Consider the following 14,850-nt stretch of genomic DNA (forward strand, 5'->3'; position numbering starts at 1 on the left):
GCCGGGTCCCCGCGCCTTTGACTCCGGGTATGGACCGACGAAGGAAGATCATCGGATATCTCCTCGCCCTTATGGCGGTGGTGGCCCAGTTGATCGGCGCCGAACCCGCGGGCGCCGGTGACCGGGGCGATCCGCGCAACGAGGGGGCGTCCGTCTTCAAGGGGTGGGGCTTCGACACCTGCCAGGCCCCCGCGCTGACCACGCTCAGCGCGTGGAAGTCGTCGGACTACCGCGCCGTCGGCGTCTACTTCGCCGGCCGCGCCCGTGCCTGCCCGCGGCAGACGTATCTGAGCGAGCGGTGGCTGGAGGGCGCCGACGACCTCGGCTGGCGCATCCTGCCGATCTACGTGGGCTCCCAGTCGCCCTGCGTGCGGGCGTCCAACAAGAAGGGCTACCCGATCGGCTCCTACCCCTTCGACCAGGGCCAGACGGAGGGCGAGGAGGCCGTCTCCCGCGCCTCCGGCCTCGGCATCGACATCCACAGCCCCCTCTACCTCGACATGGAGGCGTACAACGACAAGGACGACGACTGCGCCCGCACGACGCTGTCCTTCATCCGCGGCTGGGCGACGGCCGTGCGCAGCGCCGGCTACCTGCCCGGCTTCTACAGCAGCGCCGAGTCCGGGGTGCGGCACATGGACCGGGCCCGCCGCTCGGGTGCGACGTCGCTGCCCGACGTGCTGTGGTTCGCCCGCTGGCGCGTGGACCCCACGACGGACGAGGAGCCCTCGATCGGGCGCGGCGCCTGGCAGCCGCACCGCCGCATCCACCAGTACAAGGGGAACGTCACCGAGTCCCACGGCGGGCGGAAGCTGACCGTCGACCGCAATCTGGTGGACGCGCCGGTGGCGATCATCGACTAGGCCGGGGCCGACCCCGACGGGTCCCCCGGTCCTCTCCCCCTCCGGGAGGTGGGGGCAGCCCCACCTGTACGACCTGAGGCGGATCGCGCTTCGGCACCTGCGGGCGATCCGCCGGGTACAGGTGCGCTCCTAGCGTTGAGGCATGACAGCAACCACGACGCCTGTGTGCACCAGCGCATCCACCGCCGTGTACCCGTCGTTCTCCTCCTACGTACGGGCACGCGGTCCGGTGCTGCAGCGCACCGCGCGCTCCCTGACCTCGAACCCGTGCGACGCGGAGGACCTGCTGCAGACCGCGCTCACCAAGACCTACCTGGCCTGGGAGCGGATCGAGGACCACCGGGCCCTGGACGGCTACGTCCGCCGCGCCCTGGTCAACACCCGCACCTCGCAGTGGCGCAAGCGCAAGGTCGAGGAGTTCCCCTGCGACGAGCTGCCGGAGCCCGACGCGGCCCCGTCGGCGGACCCCGCCGAGCAGCAGGCGCTGCGCGACGCGATGTGGCGGGCCGTGCTGCGGCTGCCGGTGCGGCAGCGGGCCATGGTCGTCCTCAGGTATTACGAGGACCTCACCGAGGTGCAGACGGCCGAGCTGCTCGGCGTCTCCGTGGGCACGGTCAAGAGCGCGGTCTCCCGGGCGCTCGGGAAGCTCCGCGAGGATCCGGAGCTGGCCTGCGCGGCGTAGCCCGCGCGGGGCGTCCGGCACGGCCGAGTACGGGCCAGGGGCATGGCGCAGCATGGCGCGGGGTGGCGAAGGGTGGCGAAGGCCGGCCCGCATCCCTCGAACGGGTGGCTACTTGCTCGCGCGCCGCTGCTTTTACTGCCACCATGTCGTTCACTCGGCGGGATACTCCATAGTTGCGACTTCATATGTGCGCATGGACGTACCTCCGTTCGAGCCGGACCGGATGCCCGGCTCGAACAGAGGCAACGAAGATATGATCAATAGGGAGGGCGGCTAGCTGGTGATTGCGCTCAGCAATTGCTTGACCTTCGTTCCGCTGTTCCGCATGGCGGAACCGGCGGAGTGGATCAGGCAAATGCCGGCGATGATCTCCAGGGTCAGCAGGCCCGCCGCACGGGGCTCCATCCTGGGTCCGTGGATCAGCGAGACGAAGGCGACGGTGGCGGCGAGCTTTGTCACCGCCTTGTCGAGGCCCGCGCCGTCGGGCAGGCGCCTTGGCTCCCGGGTGCGCGCGACGGTGGCACCCGGCCCCCCAGCAGGGGGGCCATCGTTCGTGGTCATGTCAATCTCCTGTGTTGGGGGTTCGGATTCCCCGCGAGTTTTCGAAGAGGCCGCGGGGCGTTCAGGCTATGGCCGAAACAGCGGTGGCCCCCCGTCGTACCGAGGTCGTTTCCGGCGTCGTTGACGGGGTTTCCGCAGGGCCTCACGGGCCGTTTTTCGCGCCTCTGCCGGGAGGTTTTCCGCTCTTCGGTTCATCGATGAACTCACTCGTTGGTGAGCGTCCCGCTGTTGACGCTGCAGTGCGTATGAGCAGGAAATGCGACTAATCGCTCGGCAGGGATTCTGCGTTCGCCGGAATGCGGGAAGCCGTGCCGCGGCCGCCCCGCGTTGTCCCGATCACGTCGTCCCCGCATGCCCGGGGTAGTGACTTACCGCGAGATACCCCAGCACAATCAGCGGACGACACCCGCCGTACCAGGTCTTCGGGAGGACCCCGGTGCAGAGCACGATGCAGGACGTACCGCTCACAGTCACGCGCATCCTCGCCCATGGCGCGCTCGTGCACGGCGGCGCCACGGTGACCACCTGGACCGGGGACGGTGAGCCACTGCGGCGCAGCTTCCGGGAGGTCGCCGAGCGGTCCGTCCAGCTGGCCCACGCGCTGCGCGACGAGCTCGGGGTGACCGGTGACCAGCGCATCGCGACCCTCATGTGGAACAACAGCGACCACCTGGAGGCGTATCTCGCGATCCCCTCCATGGGCGCCGTCCTGCACACGCTGAACCTGCGGCTGCCCGTCGAGCAGCTCGTCTTCATCGTCAACCACGCCGCGGACCGCGTGGTCCTCGTCAACGGCTCGCTGCTGCCGCTGCTCGCGCCGCTCCTGCCGCACCTCCCCTCCGTCGAGCACGTGATCGTCTCGGGCCCGGGCGACCGCTCCGTGCTGGAGGGCTGCCGGCCCCGCGTGCACGAGTACGAGGAGCTGCTCGCCGGCCGCCCCGTCTCGGGCTTCGACTGGCCGCAGCTCGACGAGCGGCAGGCCGCCGCCCTCTGCTACACCTCCGGCACCACCGGCGAGCCCAAGGGCGTGCTCTACAGCCACCGTTCGGTCTACCTCCACGCGATGGAGGTCAACGCGGCCTCGGCGTTCGGCCTGACGCCCGCCGACACCTGCCTGCCCGTCGTGCCGATGTTCCACGTCAACGCCTGGGGCCTGCCGCACGCCGCCTTCATGGCCGGCACGTCCCTGCTGATGCCCGACCGCTTCCTGCAGCCCGCCCCGCTCGCCGAAATGATCGCCTCCGAGCGGCCCACGGTCTCCGCCGGCGTCCCCACCATCTGGGCCGGCCTGCTCGCCGAGCTCGACGCCCGGCCGCGGGACCTGTCCTCGCTGCGCACGGTCATCAGCGGCGGCTCTGCCGCGCCGCCCGCGATGATGCGGGGCTTCCACGAGCGCCACGGCGTGCGGATCGTGCAGGCCTGGGGGATGACGGAGACCTCGCCGCTGGGTTCGGTGGCCTACCCGCCGGCCGGTCTGAGCGAGGAGGAGGAGTGGCCCTACCGCGTCACCCAGGGCCGGCTGCCCTCCTCCGTGGAGGCCCGGCTGGCCGGTCCCGGCGGGGAGCTCCTGCCGTGGGACGGCAAGTCGGCCGGCGAGCTGGAGGTGCGCGGGCCGTGGATCGCGGGCGCGTACTACGGCGGCGCGGCCGGCGAGCCGGTCCGGCCCGAGGACAAGTTCAGCCCGGACGGCTGGCTGCGCACGGGCGACGTCGGCACGATCACCGCCGACGGCTTCCTCACCCTCACCGACCGCGCCAAGGACGTGATCAAGTCCGGTGGTGAGTGGATCTCCTCCGTCGAGCTGGAGAACCACCTGATGGCCCACCCGGACGTCGCCGAGGCGGCCGTCGTGGCCGTCCCCGACGAGAAGTGGGGCGAGCGCCCCCTCGCCACGGTCGTCCTCAAGGACGGCAAGAGCGCGGACTACATCGCCCTGCGGGCGTTCCTCGGCGAGCGGGTGGCCCGCTGGCAGCTGCCCGAGCGCTGGGCGTCGGTCGTGACCGTGCCGAAGACGTCGGTGGGCAAGTTCGACAAGAAGGTGCTGCGCAAGCAGTACGCGGACGGGGAGCTGGAGGTCACCGTCCTCGGGTAGCGGAGCGGGGCGGCCTCCGGCATCCGGAGGCCGCCCCGTGGGTCAACGGCTCGTGCAGCGGCTCTTGCCGGCGTCCCTGCCAGCGGTCTTACACGTCTCAGCGGCCCTTGCGCGCCACCGCCGCGCCGCCCGCCCAGCCGATGGCGATCGCCGCGGCCGCGATGGCGCACACGCCGTTCCAGCCCCAGTGGGCGTACGCGGGGCCCGCGATCGCGGATGCGCTCGCGCCGCCGATGAACGCCGTGACGACGTAGGCCGTGTTGGCCACCGCGGGCGTGCCGGTCGAGGCCAGTGCGCGGGTCTGGTTGGCGACCTGACCGGCCATCAGGCCGGCGTGGATGAACACGGCCCCCGCGCACAGCGCCCACAGCTGGTGCCCGCCCAGCCAGAACAGCGGCAGCGAGACGACCGCGAGCGCGTACGCCGCGGTGACGACCCGGGGCGCGCCGAAGCGGTCGATCAGCGTGCCCGACACGGGCGCGACGGCGGTCGAGACGAGGCCGAACAGGCCGAAGAGGCCGGCGGACGCGGTGGACAGGTGGAACGGTTCGTCCGCGGTGAGCAGCAGGGCGAGCGTCGTCCAGAGGGAGCTCCAGGCGCCGAACAGGCCGCCCTGGCGCAGGCACGCCGCCCGCAGGTCGGCGGAGGCGCGCAGCAGGCCCGGCAGCGCGGCGATGGCCTTGAGCGGCCGGGAGGCGCGGCGCGGGCGGGTCTCGGCCGGCAGGATCACGGCGGTCAGCAGGCCGACGGCGACGGTCAGCGCGGCGGAGCCGAGGAAGACGGCGCGCCAGCCGTAGGCCTGACCGGCGAGCGAGCCGAGGACGCGGGCCGCGACGATGCCGGTGAACAGCCCGGCCACCACCGCGGCCACGTGCCGGCCGCGCCGCTCGGCGGGCGCCCGCTCGGCGACGAGCGGCACGAGCAGCTGCGGGACGACCGTCGCGGCGCAGGCCACCAGGACGGCAGCGGCCAGCGCGGGCAGGCCGGGCGCGAGCGTCGCCGCGACGAGGGCCACGCCGGCCAGGGCCGACAGCACGGCCACGAGCCGGCGGCGGTCGGCGGTGTCGCCGAGCGGGGCGAAGACCAGCAGGCCGATGGCGTAACCGAGCTGGGCGACGGAGGCGATCCAGCCCGCCGCGGAGGGGGCGACGCCGAAGTCGCGGGCGATGAGGCCGAGGAGCGGGGCCGCGAGGTAGATGTTCGCGGCCGTGACGGCCGTGCAGAGGGAGATGACGGCGAGGAGGACCGTGTTGCCGGTGCGGGCCGGCGCGGGTGCCGTCGCGCCTGCGGGGGCGGCCGTGCCCAGGGGCGCGCCTGAGGGCGTGTCCAGCGTGCCTACGGGCGCGGGTGCGGGCGCTGTGGATGCGGACGTGGGTGTCGGCATGAGTGGTGGGTCCCCCTGGAGCCGTGCGGAGCGAAGCGGTGCGGTGGTGGCCGCGGCTGTAACCAACTGGTTGGTTATAAGTTTCACGTGAAACGGAACGTGCTGTCAACCGAATAGTTGGTTACGCTGGGTGCATGGCAGCAGTGAGGGATCCCGAGGCCACCAAGGCGCGCATCTTCGCCGCGGCCACCGCCGAGTTCGCCGCCCACGGCATCGCCGGTGCGCGCGTCGACCGCATCGCCCGCGAGGCGAAGGCGAACAAGCAGCTCATCTACGCCTACTTCGGCGACAAGGCCGAGCTGTTCTCCCAGGTCCTCCAGCAGGCGCTGCTGCAGCTCGCCTCCGCCGTGCCCGTCGACGCGGACGACCCCGACTGCTACGTCGACCGCCTCATGGAGTACCACCGGGCCCACCCCGAGCTGGTGCGACTGCTCCTGTGGGAGGGCCTGGAGTACGGGAACGGGGAGATTCCGCACGAGGCGGAGCGGCGCGCCCGCTACGACGACAAGGCCGAGGCCTTCGCCGCCGCCCAGGAGAAGGGGCGCGTCGACCGGGAGCTGCCGCCGCGGCACCTGCTCTTCATGATCAGCGCGCTGGCCGGCTGGGCCACGGCCGTCCCCCAGTTCCGCCGCCTGCTCGTCGGCGGGGACGAGGACGACCTGGCCGGGCTGCGGGAGTCCGTGCGGACGGCCGCGGGGCGGATCACCCGGCCGGCGGGGGAGCGGGCACCCGGCCCGGGCGGGGCCACGGACCGGGCCGGCGGGCGGGAGCCGTCAGGCGACCGGTGAGCCAGAGCGGGGCCCGGTGCGCCCGGTCCCCCGCCGGCCGGCTCAGTCCGTTCCGACCTTCGACAGCAGGTCCACGATCCGGCCCTGCACCTCCGCGCTGGTCGACCGCTCCGCCAGGAACAGCACCGTCTCCCCCGTGGCCAGCCGCGAGAACTGCGTCGGGTCGACGATCCCGGCCGAGGTGTAGACGACCAGCGGCGTGCGCTTGAGCAGGCCGTTGCCACGGAGCCAGTCGACGATGCCCGCGCGGCGGCGCCGCACCTGCATCAGGTCCATCACGACCAGGTTCGGGGGCAGCTGCGTCGCCAGCGACACCGCCTCCGCGTCCGTCGCCGCCCGCGCCACCTGCATGCCGCGCCGCTCCAGCGTCGCCGTCAGCGCCTCCGCGACCGGCGCGTGCTCCTCGATCAGCAGCACGCGCGGCGGGTGCATCTCGCTGTCGCGCGGCGCCAGCGCCTTCAGCAGCACCGCGGGGTCCGCCCCGTAGGCCGCGTCCCGCGTCGCCTGCCCCAGCCCGGCCGTCACCAGTACGGGCACCTCGGCCGCGACGGCCGCCTCGCGCAGCGACTGCAGCGCGGTGCGGGTGATCGGGCCGGTCAGCGGGTCCACGAACAGCGCCGCCGGGTAGGCCGCGGTCTGCGCGTCGACCTCCTCGCGCGAGCGCACGAGCACCGGACGGTAGCCGCGCTCGGTCAGCGCCGCCTCCGTGGACGGGTCCGGGGCCGGCCACACGAGGAGCCGGCGCGGGTTGTCGAGCGGCTCGGGCGGCAGCTCGTCGTCCATCGGGCGGCGCGGCGCGTTCATCACCTCGACCGCGCCGTTGGGGCCATCGAGGGGCTCCGGCCCCTCCGAACCCTCGTCCGGTGCTCCTATGGCGAACGCCCGCCCCTCCTGGGCGTCGAGCAGCGGCGGACGCTGCGGCGCCGCCGGGGCGGCCGCGGCGGCGGCACGCGGTGCCTGCTCCTGCTCCGGCTGCGGGGTGCGCTCGCCCTCGGCCGGGTTGCCGAGCCGCCGGCGACGGCCCGAACCACTGCCGGGCACCGGCTCCTGGCCGGGCGCCTGGGCGAACTGCGGGGCCTGACCCAGCGCGCGCACGCTGATCGGCCGCCCGGAAGTGTCCGAACCGCCCTGGGCCGCGGCTGCCGCGCCCGGCTCCTCGGCGAGCGGACGCCGCGCCCGGCGGCGGCCCGTCGGCGCGGGGGCGCCTGCGGCGGGCTGCTCGGCGGTGACGCCCGCGGCGGCTGCGGCGCCCGGCTCCGGGCGGGGCGCCGGGGCGCCGTCAGGAGCGGCTGCGGGTACGGGTACGGGGCCGTTCGGGCCGGCGGGTGCGGGCCCCTCGGGACCCGGATGCGCACCGGCGACCGCGGGGCCGCCCCGGCCGGGGACCGGCACGGGAGCCGCCGCGGTTCCGGCGGTCGCCGGTGCGCCCTGTCCGAGGAAGGCGGAGGTGCCGCCGCCCTGGCCGGGGCGGCCGTGGTCTGCGCCCGCGGGGGCCGCAGGCGCGGGACCGTTGCCCGGCCCGGGGAAAGGCCCTGCTGCTGCCCCACGCCGGGCGTCGCCCGCGCCGGGGCCCTGCGCGGGCTCGGGGCGGTTGTTCCCTGCGCCCGCGGGGGCGGGGCCGTTGCCCGGTCCGGGGAAAGGCGCTGTCCCGCCGGTGGTTGCCGGGGTGTCCTGCCCGAGGAACGCGGAGGTGCCGCCGCCCTGGCCGGGGTGGTTGTGGTCTGTGCCCGCGGGGCCGCTTCGGCCCGGGAATGGGGCCGGGGGGCTCATGGGCGTGGGGCTGTTGCCCGGTCCGGGGAAAGGCGCTGCCGCGCCGGTGGTTGCCGGGGTGTCCTGTCCGAGGAAGGCGGAGGTGCCGCCGCCCTGGACCGGGTGGCCGTTTCCAGGGCCTGCGGGCGTGGGACCGCCCTGGGCCGGGAAAGGCGCCGCGGGGCTCGCGGGGGCGGGGCCGTTGCCCTGTCCGGGGAAGGGCGCTGCCGCGCCGGTGGTTGCCGGGGTGTCCTGCCCGAGGAACGCCGAGGTGCCGCCGCCCTGGCCCGGGTGGCCGGTCTCCGCGCCTGCGGGCGCAGGGCCGCCCCGGCCCTGGAGCGCCGCCGGGCCGGGCCGTTCGGCTTCGGCGCCGAGGGAGCCAGAGAAGGGGGCCGTGCCGGCGCGACCGTTCTGCGCCGGGCCCGCGAACCGGCCCGCGTCGCCCCGTTCGGGGTGCGGGGCGCCGGGGCCCGCCTGGGGCTCGTCGTCCGCGGGCTTGCGGGGGGCGCCGGGCAGGGCGCCGGCCGCCTGCGGGCGGTCCGCCTCCGCCGGCGGCAGCGCGAACGCCGTCCGCGGCACCGCGGGCTCCTCCGTGGCCTGGCCGGGGATCGGGCGCTCCGGCGACTCCGTGAGGGCCCGCCGGGCGCGGCGGCCCGTCGGGGCGGCCGCCGCGGCGGACTCCGGGGTGCGGTCGGCCTCGGCGGGCGGCAGGGCGAACGCCGTCCTCGGCGCCTCCGCCTCCTGCGGCTGCTCGCGGCGCGCACGCCGCCCCGTGGGCCCGGCCGGCGCGCTCTGTGCCTGCGGCGGTACGAGCCCGCTCGCGTCACCGTCGCCGCCGGCCGCGCCGCCCCGCCCGTGGCGGTTGGAGCGCGACCCGGGAGCGCCCTCGCCGTCGGACGGCGCCGGCTCCTCGCCCGTGCGCGGCTTGGCGCGCCGCCGCCCCGTGGGCGGCGTGTCGTCGTTCTGCGGAGGCTGGGCGGGCTGCTGGACGGCCGCGGGGCCGTCGCCCTGCGCGTCGCCGTCCGCCGCGCGGCGCGCCCGCCGTCCGCCGCCCTGCGTCCCGCCACCGGCGGCAGCCGGAGCGTCGCTACCGGTCGAGCCGGCCGCACCGTTCGCACCGGCCGCAGCGGCAGAAGCCTCAGGGGTCTCAGGAGTCTCCGCCGTGCCGCGCGCCCGCTGGGACGGCACCGGCATGACGGTCGTGGCGTTCATCGTGTCCGTGGCGGACCGCCGCTCCGTGGCGGCGGGGCTCACCGGCCCGCCCTTCGCGGAGACGGGCACCTCCAGGACGTACGCGCTGCCGCCCGCCGCGCCCGGCACGTCGTGGGTCTGCAGCACCCCGCCGTGCGCCCGCACGATGCCGCGCACGATCGGCCCGTGGACGGGGTCGCCGCCCGCGTAGGGCCCCCGCACCTCGATCCGTACGACCTCGCCGCGCTGCGCCGCCGCCACGACGATCGTGGAGTCGCCGGACGGCGCGCCGCCCGCCGGGGCGTTGCCGGTGGCGTCGACGCCCGCGACGTCCGCGATCAGGTGCGCCAGCGCCTGCGCGAACCGCTCCGCGTCGACCTCGGCCTCGATCGCCGGCGCGTGCACCGCGAACTGCGCCCGCCCGGGCCCGATCAGCTCGACCGCGCCGTCGACGCCCGCGGCCACGACCTCGTCGAGCGCGGCCGTCCCGCGCTCCAGCTTGGCGTCGCCGGCGTCCAGCTGCTGGTAGGCGAGGACGTTGTCGACGAGGGTGGTCATCCGGGCGTAGCCGGCGGAGAGGTGGTGCAGGATCTGGTTGGCCTCGGGCCACAGCTGGCCGGCCGGGTCGGCGGCCAGGGTGCCGAGCTCGGCGCGCAGTTGCTCCAGGGGGCCGCGCAGCGACTCCTTCAGGACGGCCTGCAGCTGCGCGTGGCGCGCGGCGAGCGCGTCGTACGAGCGGCGGTCGGTGAAGGTCATCACCGCGCCGACGAGCTGGTCGCCGTCGCGCACGGGCGCCGTCGTGAGGTCGACCGGGACGGCCCGGCCGTCCTTGGCCCACAGCACCTGCCCGCGCACCCGGTGCTTGCGCCCCGAGCGCAGCGTGTCGGCGATCGGGGACTCCTCGTACGGGAACGGCGTGCCGTCCGGCCGGGAGTGGTGGATCAGCGGGTGCAGTTCCTTCCCGCCGAGGTCGCTGGCGCGGTAGCCGAGGATCTGCGCGGCGGAGGGGTTGAGCAGAACGATCTTGCCGGCGGTGTCGACGCCGACGACGCCCTCCGCGGCGGCGCGCAGGATCATCTCGGTCTGCCGCTGCTGCCGGGCGAGTTCGGCCTCGGTGTCGAGCGTGCCGGTCAGGTCGCGGACGACGATCATGAGGAGCTCGTCGCCGGTGTAGGGCTGGTGGTCGGCGTACGGGGTGCGGCCGTCCTCCAGGTTCGCGCTCGTCACCTCGACGGGGAACTGCGAACCGTCCGTGCGCCGGGCGATCATGCGCGTCGGCTTGGTGCGGGCGTCGTCCGGGGGGCGGATCGAGCCGGGGATGCGCCGGGAGTCGAAGTCGGGCAGCAGGGAGAGCAGTCCGCGGCCGACCAGGCCCGTGCCGGGGACCTCGAAGGTCTCCAGAGCTATGTGGTTGGCGTTGACGACCGTGCCGTTGCAGTTGACGAGCAACAGGGCGTCGGGGAGGGCGTCGAGTATGGCTGCGAGGCGAGCAGCGCCTCGGGATGGCCTGCTGCTCACGACGACGCTTCCTCCCTGGTTACCGCACCTTGCAGACCGCGCCGGGCGGGCTGGCCGCCGCGCCCTGGCGTGTCACTGGAGCGCAGTCTACGGGCTGCCGGGGCGGGCGCGGCGGCGGACGAGGCGTGCGGCGAGGCGCATCGTACGGGCGCCGTGGGGCGTCTGCCGCAGGCCCGACATGTCTTATGTGTCAGACCTTGTGGTTGACATTGCGGTCGGCAGGCAAGGTGCCGGCGGGCGTGTCCGCGGCCGTGCCCGCGGCCCTCCCGGCCGTTGTGCCGACGGACCTCCGGGCGGCGGTCAGCGAATCCCCGGCCAGCCTTTCTGCGGGGTGCCGAGCAGGCGGGAGAACTTCTCCCAGCGCTCGATCTCGCAGCCGTTCGTCCGCTTGAACTCCGCCCGCACGGGGCGGCCGGCCCAGTGGCCGGTGACCCGGGCGCGCTGCGGGCCGCCGTAGATCATCGTGCAGACGGTGCCGTCGGGCACGGGCGCGAAAGGGTCCTTGCCCCAGGTGGTCTGGCCGTCGATCTGGCGGCAGGCCTCCCGGGCGCGCGGGTGGGTGCCGCCGTCCGGATGGCAGTAGAGGTAGTAGGTGGAGACGGAATGGGTGGAAGAGGAGGACCCGCTGCCGTCGAATCTGCCGTTGTCGCTGATGGTCACGGTGAGGTGGTCGAGGCCCTCGGGGTTCGCGGGGGGCATGGGGAGCCCGGCTGCCGGGGCGGCCGAGGCGGCGGGGACGGCGAGCAGGGCCGCCGGGGCCAGGGCGGCGGCGAGGGCGATACGGCGGAGCAGCATGCGGGACTCCCGGGAGCAGGCGAGGCGGACCGGGGGCGTGCGGGGCCCGGCCGATCCCTTCACCCTTCTAACGCGCCGGGCGGCAACGCGTTGCGCTCCGGAAAACGTCTTTGCCCCGCCCGGTGAAAGCCCGGTACCGTAGGGGTGCGATTGGTGAGCGGCCAGGAGACTGTGTCATCATCTGCATCGCACCACCCGTGCATGCGCGGGTGGGCTGGAGGCGTCGCCTAGTCCGGTCTATGGCGCCGCACTGCTAATGCGGTTTGGGCCTTAAAGCCCATCGAGGGTTCAAATCCCTCCGCCTCCGCACCACCGGCAAGCCCCGGTCGTCCCCGAGACGGCCGGGGCTTCCGCGTTGCCGGGCGCTTCCGCGTTGCCGGGCGAGGGTCCTCCCGGGCGGTCCCCGGAGCCGCTCCGAGGGGCGTTTTCGCAGGTCGGAGTGGGTGCGGGGAATGGATTTCGCGTCGCGGCGGAGTTCATGTAATGTTGTCCACGCAACGCCGACCGGCAAGAAAACGCCGGGAAGCCGAGCGCTCGTAGCTTAACGGATAGAGCACTTGACTACGGATCAAGAGGTTGCAGGTTCGAATCCTGCCGAGCGCACAGCCGGAAGTCTTCGGACTCCCGACCGTCGCGGGGTGGAGCAGCTCGGTAGCTCGCTGGGCTCATAACCCAGAGGTCGCAGGTTCAAATCCTGTCCCCGCTACTAAGACCGCAGGCCCGGTACCTCAGGTACCGGGCCTGCGGCGTATCCGGAGGGTTCCCCTGCGGGTCCGGCGCGATTCTCAGGAGAATCACAGGGAGCCGAAAGGTCCCTCTCACGCGGCGCTCGCACCCTCGTCCCCATGACGGCCGACCTCTCCCTCCCGCCAGCCCCCGCCGCCCCGGCCCCCCTCCTGCGCGACGACGGCGGCCCGGGCAGCCGAATCAAAATTCTCGTCGTGGACGACGAGGCGTCGCTCGCCGAGCTGCTCCGCCTCGCCCTGCGCTACGAGGGCTGGGACGTGCGGTCCGCGGCGGACGGCGCCGAGGCCCTACGGGTCGCGCGGGACTTCGGGCCGGACGCCGTCGTCCTGGACATGATGCTGCCCGACCTGGACGGGCTGACCGTGCTGGGCCGGCTGCGCCGCGAACGCCCCGACGTCCCGGTGCTCTTCCTCACCGCCAAGGACTCCGTCGAGGACCGCATCGCCGGGCTCACCGCCGGCGGCGACGACTACGTGACCAAGCCGTTCAGCCTGGAGGAGGTCGTCGCCCGGCTGCGCGGGCTGCTGCGCCGGGCCCGCGCCGTCGCGCCGCGCCCCGGCTCCGTCCTCACCGTGGGCGACCTCGTCCTGGACGAGGACAGCCACGAGGTCTCGCGCGGCGGCACCGACATCCACCTCACCGCCACCGAGTTCGAGCTGCTGCGCTTCCTCATGCGCAACCCGCGCCGGGTGCTCAGCAAGCCGCAGATCCTCGACCGGGTCTGGTCGTACGACTTCGGCGGGCAGGCCAACGTCGTCGAGCTCTACATCTCGTACCTGCGGCGGAAGATCGACGCGGGGCGGGAGCCGATGATCCACACGCGGCGGGGCGTCGGCTACCTCATCAAGCCGGCCGTGCCGGCGTGAGTCCGGCGCCGGCCGCCCGGCTGCGGCCGCCGCGCACGCGATCGCTGCGCACGCGGCTCGTGCTGTCCACCGTCGTCCTGGTCGCCGTCGTGTGCGCGGTGATCGGCACGGTCACGGCCATCGTGCTGCGCAGCTACCTGTACGGGCAGCTCGACGGTCAACTGGCGGAAGTGGTGCGCCGCGCCGCGGCGCCCCGCCCGCCGGACCTGCGGCGCGGCGGCCCGCTGAGCTTCGTCCAGGGCGGGGGCCAGCCCATCGGCACCGTCGGCGCGCTGACCGGTGCCGACGGGCGGGTCACCGACTCCGCCGTCAGCACGTCCCCGCGCACCTGGTGGGGCGACGGCGAGCCCCTGCGCGAGCCGCTGACCGCCGCCCAGAGCGACGCCCTCGCGCGGCTGCCCCGCGACGGGCGGCCGCACGACGTCGGCCTGCCCGGGCGCGGGGACTACCGCGCCCGGTCCGTCACCGCGCCCGACGGCGCGACGTACCTGGTCGGCATCCCCACCGCGAGCGTCCAGGAGACCCTCGACACGCTGGTCGTGGTCGAGGTGTGCGTCACCGCCGCCGGCCTCGTGGCGGCCGGGATCGCCGCCGCCGCGACCGTACGGATCGCGCTGGGGCCGCTGCGGCGGGTGGCGGCGACCGCGACCCGGGTCTCCGAACTTCCCCTGCACGAGGGTGAGGTGGCGCTGCACGAGCGCGTGCCCGAGGCGGAGGCCGATCCGCGGACCGAGGTGGGGCAGGTCGGTGCCGCGCTCAACCGCATGCTGGGCCACGTGGGTTCGGCGCTGACGGTGCGTCAGGAAAGTGAGATGCGGGTGCGGCAGTTCGTCGCCGACGCGAGCCACGAGCTGCGCACGCCGCTGGCCTCCATCCGGGGGTACGCCGAGCTCACACGGCGCGGCACCGGCGAGCCGACGGGGCCCCGTACGCGGCACGCGCTCGGCCGCATCGAGTCCGAGGCGCGCCGCATGACCGGGCTGGTGGAGGACCTGCTGCTGCTCGCCCGGCTGGACGCCGGCCGCCCGCAGACGTTCGCGGACCTCGACCTCTCTCCGCTCGTGATCGACGCCGTGAGCGACGCGCGGGCGGCCGGGCAGGACCATGTCTGGCGCATCGACCTGCCGGCCGAGCCGGTGACCGTACGGGGCGACGCGGCCCGGCTGCACCAGGTGCTCGTCAACCTGCTGGCCAACGCGCGGACGCACACGCCGGCGGGGACGACGGTGACGGCGCGGGCCGCCTCCCGCGAGGGGTGGGCGGTGGTGTCGGTCGAGGACGACGGGCCGGGCGTTCCCGCGGAGTTGCTGCCGCATGTGTTCGAGCGGTTCGCGCGGGGGGACGCGTCCCGGTCCCGGGCGGCGGGGGGATCCGGGCTGGGGCTGGCGATCGTGCGGGCGGTTGTTGCGGCGCATGGGGGCCGGGTGGGCGTCGAGAGTGCGGCCGGGCGGACCGTTTTCACGGTGGAGTTGCCGGTTCGGCGCCTCCCCCGGCCACCGCTGGGGGGACCCCCGGATGTGCCGCCGGGGCTGAGTGCCGTTGCGGCGGAGGGAATTCCCCCAGCCCGCCCCTTCCCGTAATCGGGGGCAAGCCCCCTCCCCCCCAGGGGCGTTG

General features: G+C 74.8%; 10 protein-coding genes and 3 tRNA genes. 9 read left to right on the forward strand and 4 right to left on the reverse strand.

Translation table 11 applies throughout. The features are described 5' to 3' along the window. The first annotated feature begins 29 nt into the window (after positions 1-29). Together ACOTKD_RS07995 and ACOTKD_RS08000 are read left to right on the forward strand one after the other, a co-directional pair. Positions 30-863: a DUF1906 domain-containing protein gene (locus ACOTKD_RS07995; protein WP_424888163.1), complete on the forward strand. Its 834-nt coding sequence runs from the start codon at positions 30-32 to the stop codon at positions 861-863. A gap of 142 nt (positions 864-1,005) precedes the next feature. Beyond that, positions 1,006-1,545: a SigE family RNA polymerase sigma factor gene (locus ACOTKD_RS08000; RefSeq protein ID WP_030366730.1), complete on the forward strand. Its 540-nt coding sequence runs from the start codon at positions 1,006-1,008 to the stop codon at positions 1,543-1,545. Positions 1,546-1,818: 273 nt separating this feature from the next. On the opposite strand, the gene ACOTKD_RS08005 is transcribed toward ACOTKD_RS08000, so the two are convergent. Next, positions 1,819-2,106, reverse strand: coding sequence for a hypothetical protein (locus ACOTKD_RS08005; RefSeq protein ID WP_424888164.1), 288 nt, complete (start codon positions 2,104-2,106; stop codon positions 1,819-1,821). Between the two features lie 436 nt (positions 2,107-2,542). Here ACOTKD_RS08005 and ACOTKD_RS08010 point away from each other — a divergent pair, with 436 nt between their 5' ends. Beyond that, the gene (locus ACOTKD_RS08010) at positions 2,543-4,198 is read left to right on the forward strand and encodes a long-chain fatty acid--CoA ligase (protein ID WP_424888165.1); all 1,656 of its coding nucleotides are present in this window, start codon (positions 2,543-2,545) and stop codon (positions 4,196-4,198) included. Positions 4,199-4,295: 97 nt separating this feature from the next. On the opposite strand, the gene ACOTKD_RS08015 is transcribed toward ACOTKD_RS08010, so the two are convergent. Further along, complete coding sequence (locus tag ACOTKD_RS08015; RefSeq protein ID WP_424888166.1) at positions 4,296-5,582, reverse strand: MFS transporter; 1,287 nt, start codon at positions 5,580-5,582, stop codon at positions 4,296-4,298. A 134-nt stretch (positions 5,583-5,716) separates the two neighbouring features. Between ACOTKD_RS08015 and ACOTKD_RS08020 the strand changes: the two genes are divergently transcribed. Beyond that, positions 5,717-6,370 carry a TetR family transcriptional regulator gene (locus ACOTKD_RS08020; protein ID WP_424888167.1) on the forward strand — a complete coding sequence of 218 codons (654 nt, stop codon included), beginning with the start codon at positions 5,717-5,719 and terminating at the stop codon, positions 6,368-6,370. Positions 6,371-6,412: 42 nt separating this feature from the next. Here ACOTKD_RS08020 and ACOTKD_RS08025 read toward each other — a convergent pair whose 3' ends face one another. Together ACOTKD_RS08025 and ACOTKD_RS08030 are read right to left on the reverse strand one after the other, a co-directional pair. Continuing rightward, positions 6,413-10,828 (reverse strand): PAS domain-containing protein, encoded by a 4,416-nt coding sequence (locus ACOTKD_RS08025; protein ID WP_424888168.1) that lies wholly within the window; start codon positions 10,826-10,828, stop codon positions 6,413-6,415. A 300-nt stretch (positions 10,829-11,128) separates the two neighbouring features. Further along, a complete protein-coding gene (locus ACOTKD_RS08030; RefSeq protein ID WP_424888169.1) occupies positions 11,129-11,623 on the reverse strand; it encodes an SSI family serine proteinase inhibitor in 495 nt (164 codons plus the stop codon). A gap of 216 nt (positions 11,624-11,839) precedes the next feature. Here ACOTKD_RS08030 and ACOTKD_RS08035 point away from each other — a divergent pair. The 5 genes from ACOTKD_RS08035 to ACOTKD_RS08055 all read left to right on the forward strand — a co-directional run bounded on the left by ACOTKD_RS08035 (position 11,840) and on the right by ACOTKD_RS08055 (position 14,816). Beyond that, positions 11,840-11,930 (forward strand) — tRNA-Ser (locus ACOTKD_RS08035). 223 nt (positions 11,931-12,153) lie between these two features. Further along, positions 12,154-12,226 (forward strand) — tRNA-Arg (locus tag ACOTKD_RS08040). A gap of 29 nt (positions 12,227-12,255) precedes the next feature. Continuing rightward, a tRNA-Met gene (locus ACOTKD_RS08045) sits at positions 12,256-12,329 on the forward strand. A gap of 139 nt (positions 12,330-12,468) precedes the next feature. After that, complete coding sequence (locus ACOTKD_RS08050; protein WP_424888170.1) at positions 12,469-13,236, forward strand: response regulator transcription factor; 768 nt, start codon at positions 12,469-12,471, stop codon at positions 13,234-13,236. After that, entirely contained in the window at positions 13,233-14,816 is a 1,584-nt protein-coding gene (locus ACOTKD_RS08055) for a sensor histidine kinase (protein WP_424888171.1), read from the forward strand. The genes ACOTKD_RS08050 and ACOTKD_RS08055 overlap by 4 nt, the downstream gene beginning before the upstream one ends. Positions 14,817-14,850 lie beyond the last annotated feature (34 nt).

It is taken from the genome of Streptomyces sp. XH2 (assembly GCF_049725035.1).
Taxonomy (GTDB): Bacteria; Actinomycetota; Actinomycetes; order Streptomycetales; family Streptomycetaceae; genus Streptomyces; species Streptomyces roseoverticillatus.

Bases quoted from the DNA above. Each gene is read 5' to 3' on its own strand.
- ACOTKD_RS08050 (WP_424888170.1), top strand. From the start codon at position 12,469: ATGACGGCCGACCTCTCCCTCCCGCCAGCCCCCGCCGCCCCGGCCCCC.
- ACOTKD_RS08020 (WP_424888167.1), top strand. From the start codon at position 5,717: ATGGCAGCAGTGAGGGATCCCGAGGCCACCAAGGCGCGCATCTTCGCC.
- ACOTKD_RS07995 (WP_424888163.1), top strand. From the start codon at position 30: ATGGACCGACGAAGGAAGATCATCGGATATCTCCTCGCCCTTATGGCG.
- ACOTKD_RS08030 (WP_424888169.1), bottom strand. From the start codon at position 11,623: ATGCTGCTCCGCCGTATCGCCCTCGCCGCCGCCCTGGCCCCGGCGGCC.
- ACOTKD_RS08000 (WP_030366730.1), top strand. From the start codon at position 1,006: ATGACAGCAACCACGACGCCTGTGTGCACCAGCGCATCCACCGCCGTG.
- ACOTKD_RS08005 (WP_424888164.1), bottom strand. From the start codon at position 2,106: ATGACCACGAACGATGGCCCCCCTGCTGGGGGGCCGGGTGCCACCGTC.
- ACOTKD_RS08015 (WP_424888166.1), bottom strand. From the start codon at position 5,582: ATGCCGACACCCACGTCCGCATCCACAGCGCCCGCACCCGCGCCCGTA.